Raw genomic sequence first — 18,391 nt, forward strand, 5'->3', positions numbered from 1 at the left:
AGGCTAGAATCCTTACAGATCTATTTCTGTAGTAGCTAAAGTATCTCCCTTATCTTCTGCATAACTTACTTTTAAAGTCCCGGAGTTCAAATCTACCTCTCTGGCATTTCTTAGTTCAAAACTGAAAATTCTTTTGGAATTAGGTGTATAAACTGAAACACCTTTTACCATCCCTACTTCGGTTTCGGTGCCGTTAGGGGCGATATGCGTAGCAGTCAAATTTCCATAGACAGACATATTTCCGGAGCGATTGATTACCAAAGATAGTTTTGGCATTTCTCCTTCGGTATCCAGAGAAACATCGGTTAAGTTAATAGCTGTTGTAGACTGCCCTTCGCGGATAATCACAGGAATACTAATCCCGAAAACAGTTTTGATATTGATGGAAATTCCTTCGCTATCTTCGGTTTCTTCAGCACCAAGTGCTGTTTGTTCTTCCACTGCCCTAAAATAAACGTGGGAGCGGTATTCTCCCGGTTCCAGGTTTCCAGATCGGGCTAACTGAACACGAACGGTTTGCGCTTCATTGGGGGCTAGTACGACTCTTCTTGGAAAATATCTTAGAAAATCGGTAGCAAATCGCTGACCTTCTTCCGGCTCTTCCACCTGTTCGAAGTTTCCGCTCTCTGTCATTTTATAATTTATAAAAGAGATTGCGTACACTGCAGTATCGCTGCCGGTATTGGCAAGGTTGATCTCCTGGGAACGTTCATTCCCCTCAAACACCAATCGCTTTGGCATGATCATTAGATCACCCTGTGCGTAGGCTGCAATTCCGGAAAAAATAAAGATGAAAAATAAGAGAAGGGGACTAAGTAGTTTTTTTATCATATCCGTGGGGCTGGATTTTTATGTTATCTCGTTGGTTTCAAAGTTAACGATTAAGAATTAACTTGTTAAAGAAAACTTAATTTAATTATAGGACACCGTAACATTGAACCCGGAAGAATTGGTATAGAAACCCGATAATTGATTGGCTTCCAGATTTAGTGTTCCGCCAATCCTTATAATATCCATTACAGCGCCTTCCTGCGGTGCTACGGTAAATTGATCTATTCGAAGCACCTGGTTTGGGTTTTCCTGGTTGTATAAAAGAAAACTTTCCGGTAATGTAATCGAATAGTTGTTATTTCCATGAGTTACAACGGCTTCAGCAGGTGTTACGTTTCCGGGTACAGAATTGGAAATTTGCACTCCGAAAGCCACCCTTGAACCATCCGGGGAAAGGATCACTTGTCCTGGGTTATAGGCGGTGATAATATTTCCAAAATCAAGATCTACCGTTTTATCTATTTGAATGGGATCTATTACCGTTGCCCTGCTATTTACCGAGGCAGAAGCCGATGCCTGGGCCATTGCAACCAGGGAGCTCAAACTCAGCAAAAGGAAAATTAAACAATTTCGCATTGGTTTTTTTTAAGAAAGCAATTTAGACTCATTTAAACTAAAAAACGCCGCCACAGGGGCGGCGTTTTTTATATTTTTAGTAGGTAATTTTAATTATTCGTAAGCTACAGTTACAGTAACCTCTCCTTCATAGGTACCGGCAGTTTGTTCTGAAGAAACTGTAAGAAGACCTCCAACTTTTAAGGTTTGTGCATCGCCAGAACCTGTTGCTGTACCATCTGTTTCTCCTTCTAAATCCTGAGTAAAACTAACTGGCATTTCAGTTCCCTCTTCCTCGCCAGTTAATACTATAGATGGAATAGAAATACTATATGAATATTGATCTGCTGCGGTTACTTCAAAAGAAGCAGCTGTAATAGCATCAACAGTAATAACTTCCATATTAGTGTTAGAAAAAGTTCTGGTTCCTTCAGTATTAACTCTTACTTTACCACCTTCAGCAGCTACTATACTTCCAAAATTTAAAGCGGTTCCATTATTAATTTTTATTGGAGTTACAATTTCAGCAGAAACATCTGCTGTACCTTTGGCAGTTCCATCTTGCGCCAAAGCAGTTCCTGAAATAAGAGCAAATAAGATAAAAGTAATTTTTTTCATTTTAAATAGGATTTTAAGTTTTGGGGTTTGTTTTTAATAACAAGGCAAATATGCATGTAATAAGACATGTCCTCAAAATTTATTCGATAAACTCTCTAAATATTCGTTAAAGTGCGTAAAATGGGTGAAAACACCCATAGGAAATCCCATTACAGATAAAAATTCTAGACAAATTAAAGGGGTTTTTAAAGATTTTGGAAGTACTAGTTATAATTAACGGTAACATTTAGTGGGGCAGGTGTGGAATAAAAACCCGGAGTTTGATTTGCATTTACATTAAGAGTTGCGCCAACGCGAATTATTTGAGATTCATCAGCAATCAGGTTCCCATTGCTTATACTACTAGTGAAATTATTAATCACCATATTTTCAATTCCATTACTTAGCGTATAGATATCCTCTGGCAGGGAAATATCGTAGGTATAACCGGATTGTCCGGTAACTATAAAAGTAGCCGCCGAAAGATTTTCTTCCCCGGCCAAAACAACTCCTCCGGAACTCGTACGGATATTATCAGGTGTAAGAATTATCTGACCTCCGGTTTTCGCGTCGATATTTGCAAAATTCATATCGGAAGTGGTGGTTATAGTTATGGGTTGTATGATTGTAGCCGACGCGGTAAAGTTGGCAGTAGCGGATGTTTGAGCCAGAATGCCGTAAGTAGCGTTTAGCATACATATTCCGAAAATCATAATTAAATTTCTCATTCTTTGTCTATAACCATCAATAATATCAAATCTAATTAAACTTATCCTAATATTCGTCTAAAAGCATTTTTAATCGATGAAATACACTAAAATTTATGAGCAATTTGGTAAAAAAAAATGAATTCATATTATTTAAGTGTAGTAATGATTTTAATATCAAATACTTATCATCCTCTAAAATAAAAGATTCCTATATTTTTCCTATCTGGATCTATAATTTGTAAGAAAAATTATAGAATTGGTTTTTGTCTTAAAACAATTCAATTTTCAGAATAATCTTATATTGGCATCAGGGAAAAATTGACAAGAAGATGATTTTTATAATAGCAGGCGTATCCGGAGCAGGGAAAACAACTATAGGAAAACTACTTTCCGAAAAACTTGAACTTCCCTTTTATGACGCCGATGATTTCCATCCGCCTGAAAATGTAGCTAAAATGGCTAGTGGAATTCCATTAAAGGATGAAGACCGGGAATCCTGGCTCCAGACTTTATCCAACAACATAACTAATTGGAACTCTGCAAATGGGGCAGTACTGGCCTGTTCTGCACTTAAGGAAAAATACAGAGAAAAATTACAAGGGAATCCTAAGCAGGCTATAACCTGGATCTTGTTAAATTCAGAGTATGAAGTTATTCTTAACAGGCTTTCTTCCAGAAAAGGTCATTATTTTAAACCTTCTTTGCTGCAGTCTCAGTTTGAAGCTTTAGAAATCCCCAGCTACGGACTTTATATCGACATAAATAAATCTGAAGATCAAATCATCGAAGAGATTATGAACAAGTTAGAACATCCAAAATCTAAAATCGGGCTTTTAGGTCTTGGCGTTATGGGAAAAAGCCTTACCCTTAACCTCGCCTCAAAGGAATTTAAGGTTTCTGTTTATAACAGGCATGTAGATCGACTTGAAGTCGATATCGCTAAAAATTTTGCTGAGGCCAATAAAAAAGACTATAATTTCCCCTGGTTTGATGAATTGAAGGATTTTGTGGATTCCCTTGAAAAACCAAGGAATATTTTGTTGATGGTGAATGCCGGGAAAACTGTAGATGTGGTGATTAAAGATCTACTGCCCTTGCTGGATATCGGGGATCTAATTATAGATGGTGGTAATTCCCATTATAAGGATACCAGAAGAAGGGAGCAGGATCTTAAGGAAAAAGGACTTTTGTTCATGGGAATGGGAGTATCCGGAGGGGAAGAAGGCGCTTTAAAAGGTCCTTCCATTATGCCGGGAGGATCCCACGAATCTTATAAAAGGGTTGGAGGAATTTTTGAAAAGATTGCGGCCAAAGATCCCGGGGGGAAACCTTGTTGCATTCACGTAGGACCAGATGGTGCCGGACATTTTGTGAAAATGCTTCATAATGGTATTGAATATGGCGAAATGCAGCTTATTGCTGAGATTTATCATTATCTGCGGTTTTCGATAGGGATTGGACCAAAGGAAATAGCATCGCTATTTAAAAGATGGAATCTGGAAATGAAAAGCTATTTACTGGAAATTTCTGCAGATATATTGGAAACAAAAGAAGGAGACGAGTTTTTAATCGATAAAATACTGGATGCTGCAAAACAGAAAGGTACCGGAGGCTGGTCTACCAACGCCGCCCTGGAACTGGGTGTTCCTTTTGATACGATTACCGCTGCGGTCCTGGCGCGAAATATTTCAGCTAAAAAGGAGGAAAGACAAAAGGCTATGGATCTTTATAATATGTCTTCTACCAAAGAAGATAGAATTGATAACTTTAATTCTTCAGAATTATTCTCGGCATATAAAACAGTCAGTATCATAAATCATGCGATTGGATTTGATCTTTTATCAGAAGCTTCCAGGGAATATGATTGGGATCTCAATTTATCTGAAATAGCAAGAATATGGACGAATGGTTGTATTATCCGTTCGGCTTTTATGGAAGATTTAATTTGGATTTTCAAGGAACAACCTGGGGAAAATATTTTGATCCACCCTAAAATTGTCACATATATAAAGAGTACAAAGAATACTCTTACCAAAATAACCAGCGAAGCCTTGGTTTCAGGAATTCCGGTTCCGGTCTTATCTGCCGGGGCAAATTGCCTGCTTGGCTATATTTCCGGGCAAACTTCGGCAAATATGATTCAGGCGCAACGGGATTATTTTGGGGCACATACCTATGAAAGAACCGATAAACCCCGCGGAGAATTTTTTCATACTCAATGGAAATCTGCTAATTAATGGATATACAACTACTATCGGCCGTCTTATTTGGCATTGTATTATTGCTTTTTCTTATTCTAAGGTTGAAAATCCAGGCATTTCTTGCATTGTTAATTGTTTGTATTGCGGTGGGAATGATGGCTGGTATGCCAGCTAAAGAGATCCTTGACACTATGAAGGATGGAATGGGAAGCACCCTGGGCTTTGTGGCAACCGTTGTGGGGCTTGGAGCTTTATTTGGAGGAATCCTTGAACAATCCGGCGGAGCTCAACGGCTGGCTTCATTTATGCTAAAAAAAACCGGCGAAAAAAATGCTCCATGGGCAATGATGATCACGGGTTTTGTTGTGGCCATTCCTGTTTTTTTTGATGTTGCTTTTATAATCCTGGTGCCAATTACCTATGCGCTTAGCAAACGAATAGGAAAATCCCTCTTATTATATGCAATTCCTTTACTTGCAGGTTTAGCGATTACCCATGCTTTTATTCCACCAACCCCGGGGCCTATTGCCGTTGCCGATATACTGGGAGCCGATCTTGGGTGGGTTATCGTATATGGATTTTTTGCAGGACTTCCGGCTGCCATTATCGCCGGACCTGTTTTTGCCAAATTTCTGGCTAAAAAGATCCATGTTGAACCAAAAGTTTTTGAAGAAAATAAAAGTTATGATGAAAAAACGGCACCGTCAGCAGCGCTTATAATCTCTATTATTTTGATCCCAATATTTTTAATTGTGGTTAATACCCTGATAACAAGTCCGTTATTTTCAAAGTATGAAATCCCTTCAGGAGTGTTATATACCATTGAATTGGTGGGGCATCCATTTACGGCGCTTATAATAGCAAATCTTATTGCCTGGTATTTTTTGGGGGTGAGAAGGGGGATGCAAAAGGAATATTTATTAAAAGTAGCCACCAAATCCTTTCAGGCTGCAGGAATTATTATTTTACTTACCGGTGCAGGAGGAGCCTTTAAGCAAATACTAATCAATACAGGGGCAGGTGAAATGATCGCGGAAGGATTGAATAACAGCTTTTTTAATCCTCTGGTATTCGGATTTATAGTAGCAGCATTGGTGCGGATTTTACAGGGTTCTTCTACCGTGGCAATGATTACTGCTGCGGGAATTACAGCTCCTGTGCTTGCTCAGGGAATGTATTCTGTACAGCAGGTTTCACTTATTGTAATCGCTATAGCATCTGGAGCAACGATTTTATCTCATGTAAACGACAGTGGGTTTTGGCTGGTAGGCCAATATTTGGGCCTCACCGAAAAACAAACCTTCAAGTCCTGGACCATGATGACCACTATTATAGCCGTTGTAGGATTGTTAATGTCCTTGCTAATGTGGTTCATATTATAATCCAAAAACTACCTAAAATTTTATATCTTTCAATTTGAAGAATAAAACTATTTAGAATGACCATTAGTATAATCAATGAAAACATTGATTTATTGGAACTTCAAGTCATTTTTAAAAACTAAAACCAGCTATTTATGAAAAACACGTACTCTACAAATTTAAATCTTCGGAATGTTGATCTTGGATTATTGATTTTCCGCTTAGGAATTTCTGGCCTGATGCTTACTCATGGAATCCCTAAACTTGTCAAATTTTTTGGAAGTGAGGAAATAGTTTTTGCAGATCCTTTGGGTTTTGGAGCAGTCACAACTTTTACTTTAGCAGTTTTTGCTGAATTTGTTTGTTCTGTTTTAGTGATCCTGGGGCTTGGAACAAGACTGGCTGTTATTCCACTTATTGCTACTATGGCTGTTGCAGCTTTAATAGTTCATGTGCCAGATGGGTTTGGGAGTCAGGAACTACCATTGCTTTTTTTAACCGGATGGGTCTTATTGTTTTTCACCGGGGCTGGAAAATACTCGTTGGATTGGTATTTATTATCCTTGAAAAAGGACAAATAAACGTAAACTTAATTGCATAAAAAAGAGGCCTTCTAAAAACAATTTTAGAAGGCCTCTTTTTTGTTATTGTTGGATTATTTTTAATTTTTTTTGGGAACTTCCCTGTCAGGATCCGGATGATCTCTATTTTTATCTGCATCACTGCGAACTCCGCGCTCATTGAACTGATAATTCGCTTCATCGGGAATATCGGCACCATCGTGAGTAGTATCTGCTTCATTACGTCCCGGAATGTCAAGGTCTTTTCCTGCAAAATCTACGGGCCTTTTTCTTTCTGATAGAGGTTTGTCTTGTCCCTGGTCCATGCTCAAGCCTTTGTCTTGTAGCGCCTGCATATCATCCTTGTTTATATTTGGATCATAGGGCATTTCATTTTTTTCAATTTTATCGTCTTCTCGCTTAGGCTTATTGGCCTTTGGCTTATTTTTCTTTTCACTCATAATATTTTACTTTATACTTAAAGTTAAAAAATAGAAAAGGTAAAAGTGTGAATGCAGGGTTAAAGTGTAGTTAAGATTAAGTTATAGCAGAAATAGTAAGATGAAAATCTTATAAAATCACAACCAGAGGTAAACATCAAAAAAAAAGGGTAAAACTTAAAAGCTTTACCCTCCTATAAAAAATGTTTACTATTTAATTTTCAACAGTTTCAGTTGATTCAACTTGTTGATTTTGTTTAACCTGTGCGGTTTGTTCGCTTTCAAGTAAGGCAAAGAATTTATCGAGATTTGGAATGATTACAATTCTTGTTCTTCTGTTCTTAGACATATTGTCTTTTGAAGAGTTTTCTACCAAAGGTGAATAACTGCTTCTTCCGGCTGCGATCAATTTCTCTGGAGCAACGTTATATTTATTCTGAAGTAACCTAACTATAGAAGTTGCACGTCTAACACTTAAATCCCAGTTATCTTGTAAATGCGATCCTTCCACAATGGTTCTGTCATCCGTATGCCCTTCTATCATCACTTCCATACTTGGTTCAGAATTGATAACATCAGCCAAATTCTGCATTAAGTTAGATGCTTTATTGCTCACACGGTAACTTCCGCTGTTAAACAATAATTTATCAGAAACATTTATCATTACTACTGTTTTATCAATAGTGATATTCACATCATCACTTTCAGAATCACCAGAAATCGATTGTTTCAAATTATAGGAAACAGCAAGGTTAATAGAATCTTCAAGGGTTTTTGCATTTCTAAGTGCTTCCTGATCTACCTTCTTAAGGGTTTCTCTCATTTTTGCCTTATTGTTATTTGACATAACAGTAAGGTCATTCATTTCCATTTTACCGTCATTAGATTCCTGCAAGGAATTTATTTTGGCATTATAATCTGCAACCCTGGCTTCAATGGCATCCAGTTTACGCTGAGCTTCTTCCTTTTCCATTGCAGTTCTTTGCAAATTGGACTGGGTATTGGATAATTCTGTTTCAAGTTCAACATATTTTTTCTTGGAAACACAAGAGCTTAACATCGCTACCGATAATACGGCTACTAAAAGAGTTCTTTTCATAGTATAAATTTTAAAATTATGGCCCGGTTAATTATTGGTTGGGTTAATCAAGGCCTATTACGTGGTTGCCATAACAATGCCAGTGCACTTTATACTTACTTCAAGTTAAAGGATAACTGGGTTTATGTAAGGCGCTAATTCCGGGAATATTCTACAAACCAACGGTATAGAAAGATTTATTTTAAAATATTGGCGCTATACCTTCTTTTGAAGATTCAGTAAAAAGTGTAGAAATTTTAATAGAAAGTGTATAAAATTACCCCACATTTATCGCATTTAACAAATAATTGATCATTTATACCGGAAAAGGATCACGAATATCGATTAATACCACTCAAATGGGAAGTGGAGGTATCAGGTAATTAATCCCAAACGGGGCATAAAGGATACAATCTTGGGATATACCCAATAATTTTTCAGAAAGTGATGTTGATTATTTAGCTGAATTTGCCTTTCGTCAAAACTTGCTTTTTCGCCGTGATAATATCGGTGATAAAATCGATTTAGAGCTGAATCTTTTTAACAATGTGCCTATTCCAGAATCATCCTCCGAACCAGAAGACACAATCCCACCTGCCACTATTCCCGTAATTGAATTAAGTCCGGCAGGATAATTTAAAATTTTATTTATTACGGTTTTAATTAACTTAAAATTATATGTTTGAGCTTCATATTACAAGCATAATGCGATAAATTTGAAGCTAAGATGCCAAAATTGAAAAAAGAAGAACCAAAAAAGAAAAATAAGTTACTAAAAATCCTCGCGAAAATTCTTGCAGGATTCGTTCTTTTTATGATTCTTTTAATCCTATTTATCCGAAGCCCCTGGGGACAAAGTATTATTGTTGATAAGGTCACTAATTCCATCTCAAATAACACCAATACCAAAATTGAAATAGAAAAACTCTTCATCAGTTTTGCCGGAAATATCAATCTTGAGGGACTTTATCTTGAGGATCAAAAAGGGGATACCCTTATCTATTCGAAATCCCTGGAAGCTGATGTGCCGCTTTGGCCAATAATAAAGGGAGATGGGATCTCCGTGAATTTTATAGATTGGGAAGGGCTTCGCGCCAATGTTATTCGAAAAGATTCAGCTGGTGGATTTAATTATCAATTTCTTTTAGATGCGTATGCTAATCCCAATGCTACTTCAACGCAGGATACTACAACCACAAATATCAATATTGGAAACCTCAATTTCAGAAATTTTCACCTCACTTTTAAAGATGATGTCAGCGGAATAGATAGCAAATTAAAAATGGATCGGTTAGATCTTGAAATGGAAGAAACCGACCTGGAAAACATGAAATTCCACATTTCAAATGCTCAATTAGTCAATACTTCAGTTTATTACAATCAGACCAAACCCTTTCCAGAATCTGAAGTCAGCGATGCGCCCTTGCCATTTTTGATCGTTGACAGAATTCAACTCGAAAATGTTAATGTAAATTACGCTTCTACACCCGATGGAATCCTAAGCGTTCTTGATGTGGGTGAATTTTTAGCGGGATCTGCTGAAATAAATCTGGACAATAATCTCATTGCTATTGACGAAATTCTGCTCAATAATTCTGAAGTATTAGTTGAAACTACCACAATAGAAAAAGACATTGAGCCAATAGAAGATTCAGCAGAAAATCAGGAATTTGAATGGCCGAAATGGTCTGTAAATGTAAATACGATCTCACTGGAAAATAATAATTTCAGCTATTTTTCCGATGGGGCCAAAGTTGAGAAGGGGGTTTTAAACCCTGATGCGATTGTGCTTAAGGATCTTAATTTTAATGCGGAAGGTCTCTTTCTTGTGGAAGAAACTGCCGGGATACGTTTAAGTAAATTCAATTTTATTGAAGCTTCAGGATATGTATTAAAAGAGTTCACACTGGATCTTGAACTTAACGAGAACTCGCTCGATCTTGAAGGTTTAAACGTTTATTTAAATGAAAATAAGTTAGAGGGCTATTTGGCTTTGGAATATAATTCTGTTGATGAACTCATTAATAATCCCGAAAATGCACAGATAAAAGCAGAATTAAATGAGATTAATTTCTGGTTAAGAGATTTGTTCCCTTTTCAGCCAGAATTAAAAAAGAACGAATATCTGCTTGAATTGAGCAACAAAGTGCTTACTGGAAATTTAAAAATAGATGGATCTCTTTCATCCCTGGAAATTCCTTCAGCAAATTTTAAATGGGGAAAAAATACATCTTTAACTGCAACTGGAACTGTTGAAAATCCTATGGATCCTGAAAAGCTCTTGTTTAATTTTCCTTCATTCAGATTTTCATCTACAAGATTGGATGTAGTAAGGTTTATTCAGGAAGAGGATCTGGGAATAAAGGTTCCTGCAAAATTAAGCGTACACGGATCTCTTGAAGGTAGTCCGGAAAATATTAAAACTGTTGCAAAACTGGAAACGTCTCAAGGTGCGATCGCATTTAACGGAAGCTTTTCCGGAGCCGAAACCATTAGCTATAGCGCAAAGGTGGATGTAATTGAGCTAAATCTTGGAGAACTTTTGCAAAATGAGAATTTGGGTACTTTGAATATGGAGTTGAGTTCCCAAGGTTCCGGCGCAAATATAAATGTTTTAAATGCTACTTTAGAATCTACGATAAGCAGTTTAGGGTACAATGAATATAGCATTAAAGACTGGAGGATCCAGGGGGAGATAGAAAATGGGGAAGGCAACATCACTTCAGCCTATAAAGATGAAAATCTCGATGCAGCGCTCCAGGCATTTGTTGAGCTCGATTCCATCGCTCCAAAAGTAACTGCAAACCTTGAAGTAACGGGAGCTGATCTTCAGGCTCTTGGTTTAACCTCAAGAAATATTAAAGGTGCCTTCCAATTAAATGCAACTTTTCAGGGCAATGCTGAAGATTATGAATTTTCATCCAATATCACCGATGGGGTTGTGGTTTATGATGATCAAACTTATTTACTGGGAGATTTAGACTTGTCTGCATACGTGCGTGCCGATACTACTTCGCTGAATATCAAAAATAAAATGATAGATCTGCAGCTTCAGTCCAATGCCAGCCCGGAAAATTTCACCAATGCCATTTACCGTCATTATGAAAGTTACCTCACAGATGAAATACGAACCGACACGGTGAAAAATCCAGTGGAATTAAAGTTACGGGGCCATATTAATCAGTCTCCAATTATTAATGACGTTTTTATTGCCAATCTAACCGAATTGGATACGGTGGATATCAATGTAGATTTCAGTGAAAAAGACAGGACGCTTGTTGCAGCCGTGGAACTCCCGTATATTAATTATAACGGAAATATAATAGACAGTTTGTCCTTCAACCTGAATTCAGATAAAGAAAATTTCAAATTCAATTTTGGATTTAATGCTTTGGATGCAGGTCCCCTTGCAATTAAAAAGACCTTTCTTGAGGGAAGTATAGAAAACAAAATGTTAAATCTGGATTTCAATTCCTATTATGAGGATAAAAAGCTTGTTCATGTTGCATCGGAGATCTCAAAGGAAGATGATATCTTCAGGGTTCACCTGGTTCCGGAAGAATTGATCCTCAATTATGCCGAATGGAAGATTCCGGAATCGAATGAGATTCTAATCGATGAAAAATCCATTCAATTTAACGATTTCCGAATGAGTCGGAAAAATCAGGAGATAGAAATAAGCAATTCTATGCCTGAAGCTCAGAAAGAACATATTGGAATCAGCTTCAAAAACTTTAATCTGGAAGCGGTTTTTAGTTATCTAAATCCTGAAAAATCCCTTGCCTCAGGAAACCTGAACGGAAATTTCATTATTGAAGAACCTTTTTCCAATACCGGGCTTCTGGCGAATTTGGAAATCCAGGATTTAAAGGTGATGGATGTTCCCTTAGGAGTATTAAACCTTGAAGCAGTGGCTGAAGGAGCCCAGAATTACAATTTGGATCTCTCCATAAAAGGAGGAAATGCAGATCTTGATCTTACCGGAACCTATGTTGCGGCCGAAGCCGGTGCGCAAATAGATATGGACCTTCAAATCAATGAGCTAAAAATGGAAGCCATTGCAGGATTTTCAGATGGTGCTATCAATAGCAGCAGCGGAAGTATTTCCGGACAAATGAACGTAAACGGTACTATTGCAGAACCTAATTATGTAGGGAATTTCCAATTCAACAATGCAGCTTTTACAGTGGCCACTCTCAATGCCCCATTTAGAATTGAGGACGAGATCCTAAAGCTTGATACGGATGGATTATATTTTGATGATTTCAAAATAGAGGACACCAAAAATAATTCCTTCGTGGTAAACGGGGAAGTTTTAACCGAAACCTTATTAAATCCTAAATTCAATCTGCAGTTTGAAGCCTCCAATTTTAATGTGCTTAATTCTACTGCAGAAGATAATGAGCTTTACTATGGAACAGCAAGCTTTGACGGAACAGCCCGTTTAACCGGAGATCTTAATTTGCCAAAACTGGACGTGAATATTACGGTTGGTTCAAATACGGATGTAACGTATGTCATTCCGGAAGAATCTCTGGCAATTCAGGACCGGGATGGAGTCGTTATTTTTGTAAATCGCGAAAATCCGGATGACATATTAACTAAAACCTCTGAAGAGGAATCGGCAATAATCTCCGGTGTGGATATCCGTGCATTGATTTCCATAGGAGACGGAGCTATATTCACCATAGTGTTAGATGAACAAACCGAAGATAATTTTCAGGTAAAAGGGGAAGGAGATCTTAATTTTAACGTGTACCCTAATGGCAGAACTACATTATCCGGCAGGTATGAAATGAGTGGAGGACATTACGAAATGAGCCTCTATGGTCTTGTAAAAAGGCGCTTCGATATCGCACCCGGAAGTACGATTACCTGGGCAGGGGATCCTTTTGATGCCAATCTTGATATACGTGCGATTTATAAGGTAGAGACGTCTGCCTCAGCATTAATGGCAACGCAAACCGCAGGAGCCGATGCTTCTACAAGGGGAAGGTTTCGACAACAATTACCTTTTCTGGTTTATTTAAATGTCGATGGAGAATTGATGCAACCTAAAATCTCCTTTAACCTTGATATGCCGGAGAACGATCAGGGAGCAATTGGAGGCCAGGTTTATGGGAGAATACAGCAACTCAACAACCAGGAACAGGAATTGAACAAACAGGTGTTTTCCCTTTTAGTTCTTAACAGGTTTTTTCCTGAGACTATGTCTGATGGTAGTGGCGGTGGAACCGTAACAGTGGCCCGTGATAATCTAAATCAAGCCCTTTCTGATCAATTAAATATATTTTCAGAGAAATTATTGGGTGATACCGGAGTAGAACTGGATTTTGGTGTAGACAGTTTTACAGATTATCAGGGAGAAAGTCCTCAGGAAAGGACCCAGGTGGAGATCACTGCTCAAAAAAAGCTTTTAGATGACCGTTTAATAGTACGGGTAGGAAGTGACGTGGATATTCAGGGCAGTAGCCAGGTTCAGGGAGAAGCAAGTCCAATAATAGGAAATGTGAGCATTGAATACCTGCTTACAGAAGATGGAATTTTCCGTTTAAAAGGTTTCAGAAAAAATCAATTTGAAAATGTTATAGACGGCCAACTTATCATTAGCGGAATAGCCTTTATTTTTACCAGAGAGTTCAATGAATTCACTGAATTGTGGAAAAATTTTCTGAAAGAAGAAACTGAAAATACAGAAGAATAATTTTTAAGATATATGCCAAAAAAAATACACATATACCTAATTACCGGCTTGATAAGTTTTCTTATGCTGCAATCCTGCAGCGTTAAAAAATTTATTCCGGAAGGAGAACTGCTATACAGGGGTGCAAATCTTGAAGTAGATACCGTTTCAAATATTAAGGAATTCGACCAACTGCGTACGCAGCTTGAAGCGGTAATCCAACCGGAGCCAAACAATAAAATTCTGGGAATGCATCCAGGGCTTTACTTCCATTATAAAGCACAAAAAGACAAACCAGGTTTTATAAATAAATTTTTAAACGACAAAATAGGGGAGGAACCCGTTTATCTCTCAAATGTAGAAACTATCCTAACCGAGGATTTGCTTTTAAACAGGCTCGAAAACAGGGGGTTTTTCTATAGTACTGCAACTTCTTCTGTTCAGGAAAATGAAGCTAAAAAAACAGCCAGGGTATCGTATAAAGTGAGTTTGACAGAACCCTACAGACTTGAAAATTACAAACTAGATTCTGATTCTCTTTTGATCTATAAGGAGATTGGAAAACTCCTTCCAGATACCCCACTCGAAAAAGGAATGCGATTTGACCTGCCATTACTAAAATTTGAAAGGGAACGATTAGATCGAAAACTGAAAGAAACAGGATACTATAATTTTAACTCAGGTTTTTTGATCTTTGAAGCAGATACCAACCAATACAGCAATAAACGATTTGATTTATTTTTAAGGTTAAAAAAGGAAGTTCCTGTAAAATCCATTATCCCTTATAAAATTTCAAAGGTGAACATTTATCCCAATTACGTGATTGGAAATGATAGTATAAAGCAGGACACGCTGCGTTTTGAAGGGAAAAGCTTTATACAGGCAGAGGAATTCTTTAAACCTAAACATCTCGATCCTTATGTTCTTATTGATGAAGGAGCGTTATACAGCCCGTCTAACTCACGAAATACCAGCAGGCGGCTGGCATCCATTGGCGCCTATAAATTTGTGAACATACGTTATGATGAAATTGACACTTTAGCAACCGATAGTCTGGGGATACTGGAGGCTAACATATTTCTTTCGCCCTTAAATAAGCGGGCAATCCGGGCAGAACTGCAGGCCATTACAAAATCAAATAATTTTGCAGGTCCTAATCTTGCGGTTACATTATCCAACCGGAATCTTTTTCATGGTGGTGAAACCTTAAATATTTCGGCTAAATTTGGATATGAAGTCCAGATTGCTGGCGGAGACCGAAAAGGATTAAGCAGTATTCAGCTTGGTTTGGGTGCCGATCTTATCTTTCCGCGCTTGCTTTTTCCAATTTCTTTTGATGAAAATTGGTTTGAATATTCCATTCCAAAAACGAAGATTAGTCTGGAAGGGGATTATTTAAGCCGAAGTGAACTGTTCAGCTTGGGTTCTGTTTCGGCAAGATTTGGATATTTATGGAATGCAAACAGGTATGTTAGTCACGAATTAAACCCAATTTCTCTAAACTATGTTAGTCTAACCAATACAACCCCTGAATTTGAAACTATTCTGGATGAAAATTCGTTTTTAAGAAATAGTTTCGATCAACAATTCATCTCCGGGCTTACCTATTCTTTTACCTATAATGGCATGGTAGACCAAAATAAAAAACATCAGTTTTTTCTAAATTCAACGTTGGATATCGCCGGAAATACCATTGACCTTATAAGCGGAAATGCAGAGGAAGATCCACAGACCTTTTTTGGATTAGAATATGCACAATATGCGAAAGCAGATGCCGATTTTAGATATCATTTTAATTTTGGGAAAGAGCAAAAGATTGCAACCCGATTATTTGCGGGATATGGAATTCCATACGGGAATTCAAATGTGATGCCTTTTAGCAAACAGTATTTTTCCGGAGGTCCTTATAGCGTTAGAGCCTTCCGCATTCGTTCCCTGGGTCCGGGAACCTATGATCCTGCCGAATCTGGAGATGCCGGTTTTTTTGACCAATCCGGAAATATTCGGTTAGAAGCCAATGTAGAATACAGGTTTCCTATAATTTCATTTCTGAAAGGTGCTGCATTTGTGGATGCCGGAAATGTCTGGAATACAAATGAGTCCCTTCCCGGTGGAAAATTTAGTTCAAATTTCATCGATGAGTTTGGAATAGGTGGAGGGGTTGGATTACGTGTGGATATTCAAAACTTTGTAATAAGGTTTGATTTGGCTGCTCCATTTAGAACTCCCTATTTACCCGAAGGAGATCGATGGAACTTTGATTTTGGGAAACCGGTTTTTAATTTTGCAATTGGATATCCGTTCTAATGCTGAAGCTTTGTCCCGAAACAAAGATCTCCGGCATCCCCAAGTCCCGGAACAATATATCCGTGTTCGTCAAGATCATTATCTACAGTAGCTATCCATAATTTTACGTGATCCGGAAGCTCCTTTTGCAAAGTTTCGATGCCTTGTTTCGAGCCGATTACAGAAACTAAATGAATATTTTTAGGGGTTCCCATCGCCTTTAAAGCATTAAAAACGTTGATGAAAGAAAGTCCCGTTGCCAACATAGGATCTGCAAGGATTAGCGTTTTTCCTTCCAGGGAAGGAGAAGCCAGGTATTCCACCTTAATTTCAAATTCAGTCTTAGAGCTATGATGTCTATATGCGGAAATAAAAGAGTTTTCTGCATTGTCAAAATAATTCAATAAACCGTTGTGAAGTGGCAGGCCTGCACGCAAAATAGAACAGATAACCAGTTCTTCATCCAGTAAGGAAATTTTGGATACTCCAAGGGGCGAAATGACGGAAGTTTCCTTGTAAATCAAGGTTTTACTGAGTTCATATCCCAGTATTTCGCCAATCCGTTCAATATTCCTTCGAAATCTCATTTTATCCGATTGCATTTTCACATCCCGGACCTCCGCAATAAATTTATTTAAAATCGAATTTTTTTCTTCAAGATTAAAAACTTGCATATATCTTTTTTATAAAGTTAATCAGAAATTTGAGGAATGGAACTACCAGATCAAAATTCATTTTCTAAAAACTCCAAAAACAGAAAAATTGAAACGGGCTTATTTAAAATTCCTTATTTTTGGCTGAGTTATTGTATTAGTAAGCCGGGAATTAATTTAAAATCACCGATCCTATGAAAACGTTGCTATCAGCATTATTTCTTATATCATTTTCCATAGTTTCCTTTGCTCAGGTAGAAATTCCTGCTACATCAAATAAGCCGGTATTTGAAGGACCTAAATCCAATTCCGGAGGATTACCTTCAATCCTATTGCGTGAAGCCCCACGACCCGACTATAAGTTGAAGGATGATCCTACCAAACCTAAACCCATTGAAATGAGGACGAAAAATGACCTACTTAGCGCAGGTGATTTTATTGAAAATAAATGGGCCGAAGATGAAAAGCCGGAAAAAGGTTTTGGAGAGGATCAATATTTAGGTGATTTTAAAACCACCGGAAAATTTGTAGAGCTATATTGTAGGGACGATCAATATGTGGATGGGGATAAGATTCGGGTACGGGTGAATGGCGTAGTAATTCAAAATAGCATTACTCTTGGAAGCAATTGGACCCCTATTCTTGTTACCCTCGAAAAAGGTTTTAATACCATTGAATTTGAAGCGCTTAATCAGGGATCTTCAGGCCCTAATACAGCAGCTTTTTCTGTAATTAATGAAATGGGAGAAACTATCAATTCCAATCGTTGGAACTTGCTTACAGGATCCAAAGCCAGTATGATTATTGTAAAAGAATAATTCTTTATTCCGGTCAATCTGTTCGGGATGATCCAACTGCGGCAAATTGAAGAAATTATAACAAGTTGTTAAGGGATCATTACTGTTTTAAAGATTAACTTTAAAAAGTTCTTATTTACAATTTAATCAGAATCAATTATGAAAAAAGTACTTATAGCAGTTGATTACAGTCCCAGTTCAGAAAAAATAGCAGAGGCAGGATATAAATTGGCTAAAGATATGAATGCCCAGGTTTGTATCATGCACGTGATTACTGAAATCAAATATTACGGAATGGAATATCCTACATTTATGGGGTACACCGGATACAACATGGAGATTGACGTCAATATGGCCGATGAATTGCACAAAGTGGCACAGGATTTTATGGGAAAAACCAAAGAGCATTTTAATGATCCTGAATTATCCACCTATATTGGGCAAGGGGATACCGCGGATACAATTTTAAACTATGCTTCTGAATGGAATGCAGATGTTTTGGTTTTGGGAACGCACAGCCATAGCACTTTGGAAAAAATTTTCGTAGGAGATGTAGCTTCTGAAATTTTAAAATCTGCCAAAATTCCATTATATATTATCCCGATAAAAAAGGAGTAGAGGTTTAAAATAAAAGTCCTG

At 37.6% G+C, this 18,391-nt stretch carries 14 protein-coding genes; 7 read left to right on the forward strand and 7 right to left on the reverse strand.

Going from position 1 to position 18,391, the window contains the following annotated elements; genetic code table 11:
- Nucleotides 1–12: 12 nt before the first annotated feature.
- The 4 genes from GILLI_RS02055 to GILLI_RS02070 form a co-directional block, all read right to left on the reverse strand.
- Complete coding sequence (locus GILLI_RS02055) at nt 13–831, reverse strand: fimbrial biogenesis chaperone (protein ID WP_006987461.1); 819 nt, start codon at nt 829–831, stop codon at nt 13–15.
- A gap of 81 nt (nt 832–912) precedes the next feature.
- Nucleotides 913–1,407 carry a DUF4402 domain-containing protein gene (locus GILLI_RS02060; RefSeq protein ID WP_006987462.1) on the reverse strand — a complete coding sequence of 165 codons (495 nt, stop codon included), beginning with the start codon at nt 1,405–1,407 and terminating at the stop codon, nt 913–915.
- 93 nt (nt 1,408–1,500) lie between these two features.
- On the reverse strand, nt 1,501–2,004 hold the full coding sequence (locus GILLI_RS02065; protein WP_006987463.1) for a DUF4402 domain-containing protein: 504 nt from the start codon (nt 2,002–2,004) through the stop codon (nt 1,501–1,503).
- A gap of 203 nt (nt 2,005–2,207) precedes the next feature.
- A complete protein-coding gene (locus GILLI_RS02070) occupies nt 2,208–2,711 on the reverse strand; it encodes a DUF4402 domain-containing protein (protein ID WP_156798624.1) in 504 nt (167 codons plus the stop codon).
- A 311-nt stretch (nt 2,712–3,022) separates the two neighbouring features.
- Between GILLI_RS02070 and gndA the strand changes: the two genes are divergently transcribed.
- The 3 genes from gndA (at nt 3,023) to GILLI_RS02085 (ending at nt 6,836) form a co-directional block, all read left to right on the forward strand.
- Entirely contained in the window at nt 3,023–4,930 is a 1,908-nt protein-coding gene (gndA, locus tag GILLI_RS02075) for an NADP-dependent phosphogluconate dehydrogenase (RefSeq protein ID WP_006987465.1), read from the forward strand.
- Nucleotides 4,930–6,276: a GntP family permease gene (locus GILLI_RS02080; protein ID WP_006987466.1), complete on the forward strand. Its 1,347-nt coding sequence runs from the start codon at nt 4,930–4,932 to the stop codon at nt 6,274–6,276. The genes gndA and GILLI_RS02080 overlap by 1 nt, the downstream gene beginning before the upstream one ends.
- Nucleotides 6,277–6,410: 134 nt before the next feature.
- Nucleotides 6,411–6,836 carry a DoxX family protein gene (locus tag GILLI_RS02085; RefSeq protein ID WP_006987467.1) on the forward strand — a complete coding sequence of 142 codons (426 nt, stop codon included), beginning with the start codon at nt 6,411–6,413 and terminating at the stop codon, nt 6,834–6,836.
- 80 nt (nt 6,837–6,916) lie between these two features.
- Here GILLI_RS02085 and GILLI_RS02090 read toward each other — a convergent pair whose 3' ends face one another.
- Nucleotides 6,917–7,276: a hypothetical protein gene (locus tag GILLI_RS02090; protein ID WP_006987468.1), complete on the reverse strand. Its 360-nt coding sequence runs from the start codon at nt 7,274–7,276 to the stop codon at nt 6,917–6,919.
- Between the two features lie 193 nt (nt 7,277–7,469).
- The gene (locus GILLI_RS02095; RefSeq protein WP_006987469.1) at nt 7,470–8,354 is read right to left on the reverse strand and encodes an OmpA/MotB family protein; all 885 of its coding nucleotides are present in this window, start codon (nt 8,352–8,354) and stop codon (nt 7,470–7,472) included.
- A gap of 706 nt (nt 8,355–9,060) precedes the next feature.
- On the opposite strand from GILLI_RS02095, the gene GILLI_RS02100 reads away from it, so the two are divergent.
- A complete protein-coding gene (locus GILLI_RS02100; protein ID WP_006987470.1) occupies nt 9,061–14,037 on the forward strand; it encodes a translocation/assembly module TamB domain-containing protein in 4,977 nt (1,658 codons plus the stop codon).
- Nucleotides 14,038–14,049: 12 nt separating this feature from the next.
- Nucleotides 14,050–16,323 (forward strand): translocation and assembly module lipoprotein TamL, encoded by a 2,274-nt coding sequence (gene tamL / locus GILLI_RS02105; protein ID WP_006987471.1) that lies wholly within the window; start codon nt 14,050–14,052, stop codon nt 16,321–16,323.
- Here tamL and upp read toward each other — a convergent pair.
- A complete protein-coding gene (gene upp / locus GILLI_RS02110) occupies nt 16,320–16,976 on the reverse strand; it encodes a uracil phosphoribosyltransferase (protein ID WP_006987472.1) in 657 nt (218 codons plus the stop codon). The genes tamL and upp overlap by 4 nt on opposite strands.
- A 173-nt stretch (nt 16,977–17,149) precedes the next feature.
- Here upp and GILLI_RS02115 point away from each other — a divergent pair, with 173 nt between their 5' ends.
- Nucleotides 17,150–17,773, forward strand: coding sequence for a hypothetical protein (locus GILLI_RS02115; protein WP_006987473.1), 624 nt, complete (start codon nt 17,150–17,152; stop codon nt 17,771–17,773).
- Between the two features lie 138 nt (nt 17,774–17,911).
- Nucleotides 17,912–18,370 (forward strand): universal stress protein, encoded by a 459-nt coding sequence (locus GILLI_RS02120; protein WP_006987474.1) that lies wholly within the window; start codon nt 17,912–17,914, stop codon nt 18,368–18,370.
- The last annotated feature ends 21 nt before the right edge of the window (nt 18,371–18,391 follow it).

The sequence above is a fragment of the Gillisia limnaea DSM 15749 genome, assembly GCF_000243235.1.
GTDB lineage: Bacteria > Bacteroidota > Bacteroidia > Flavobacteriales > Flavobacteriaceae > Gillisia > Gillisia limnaea.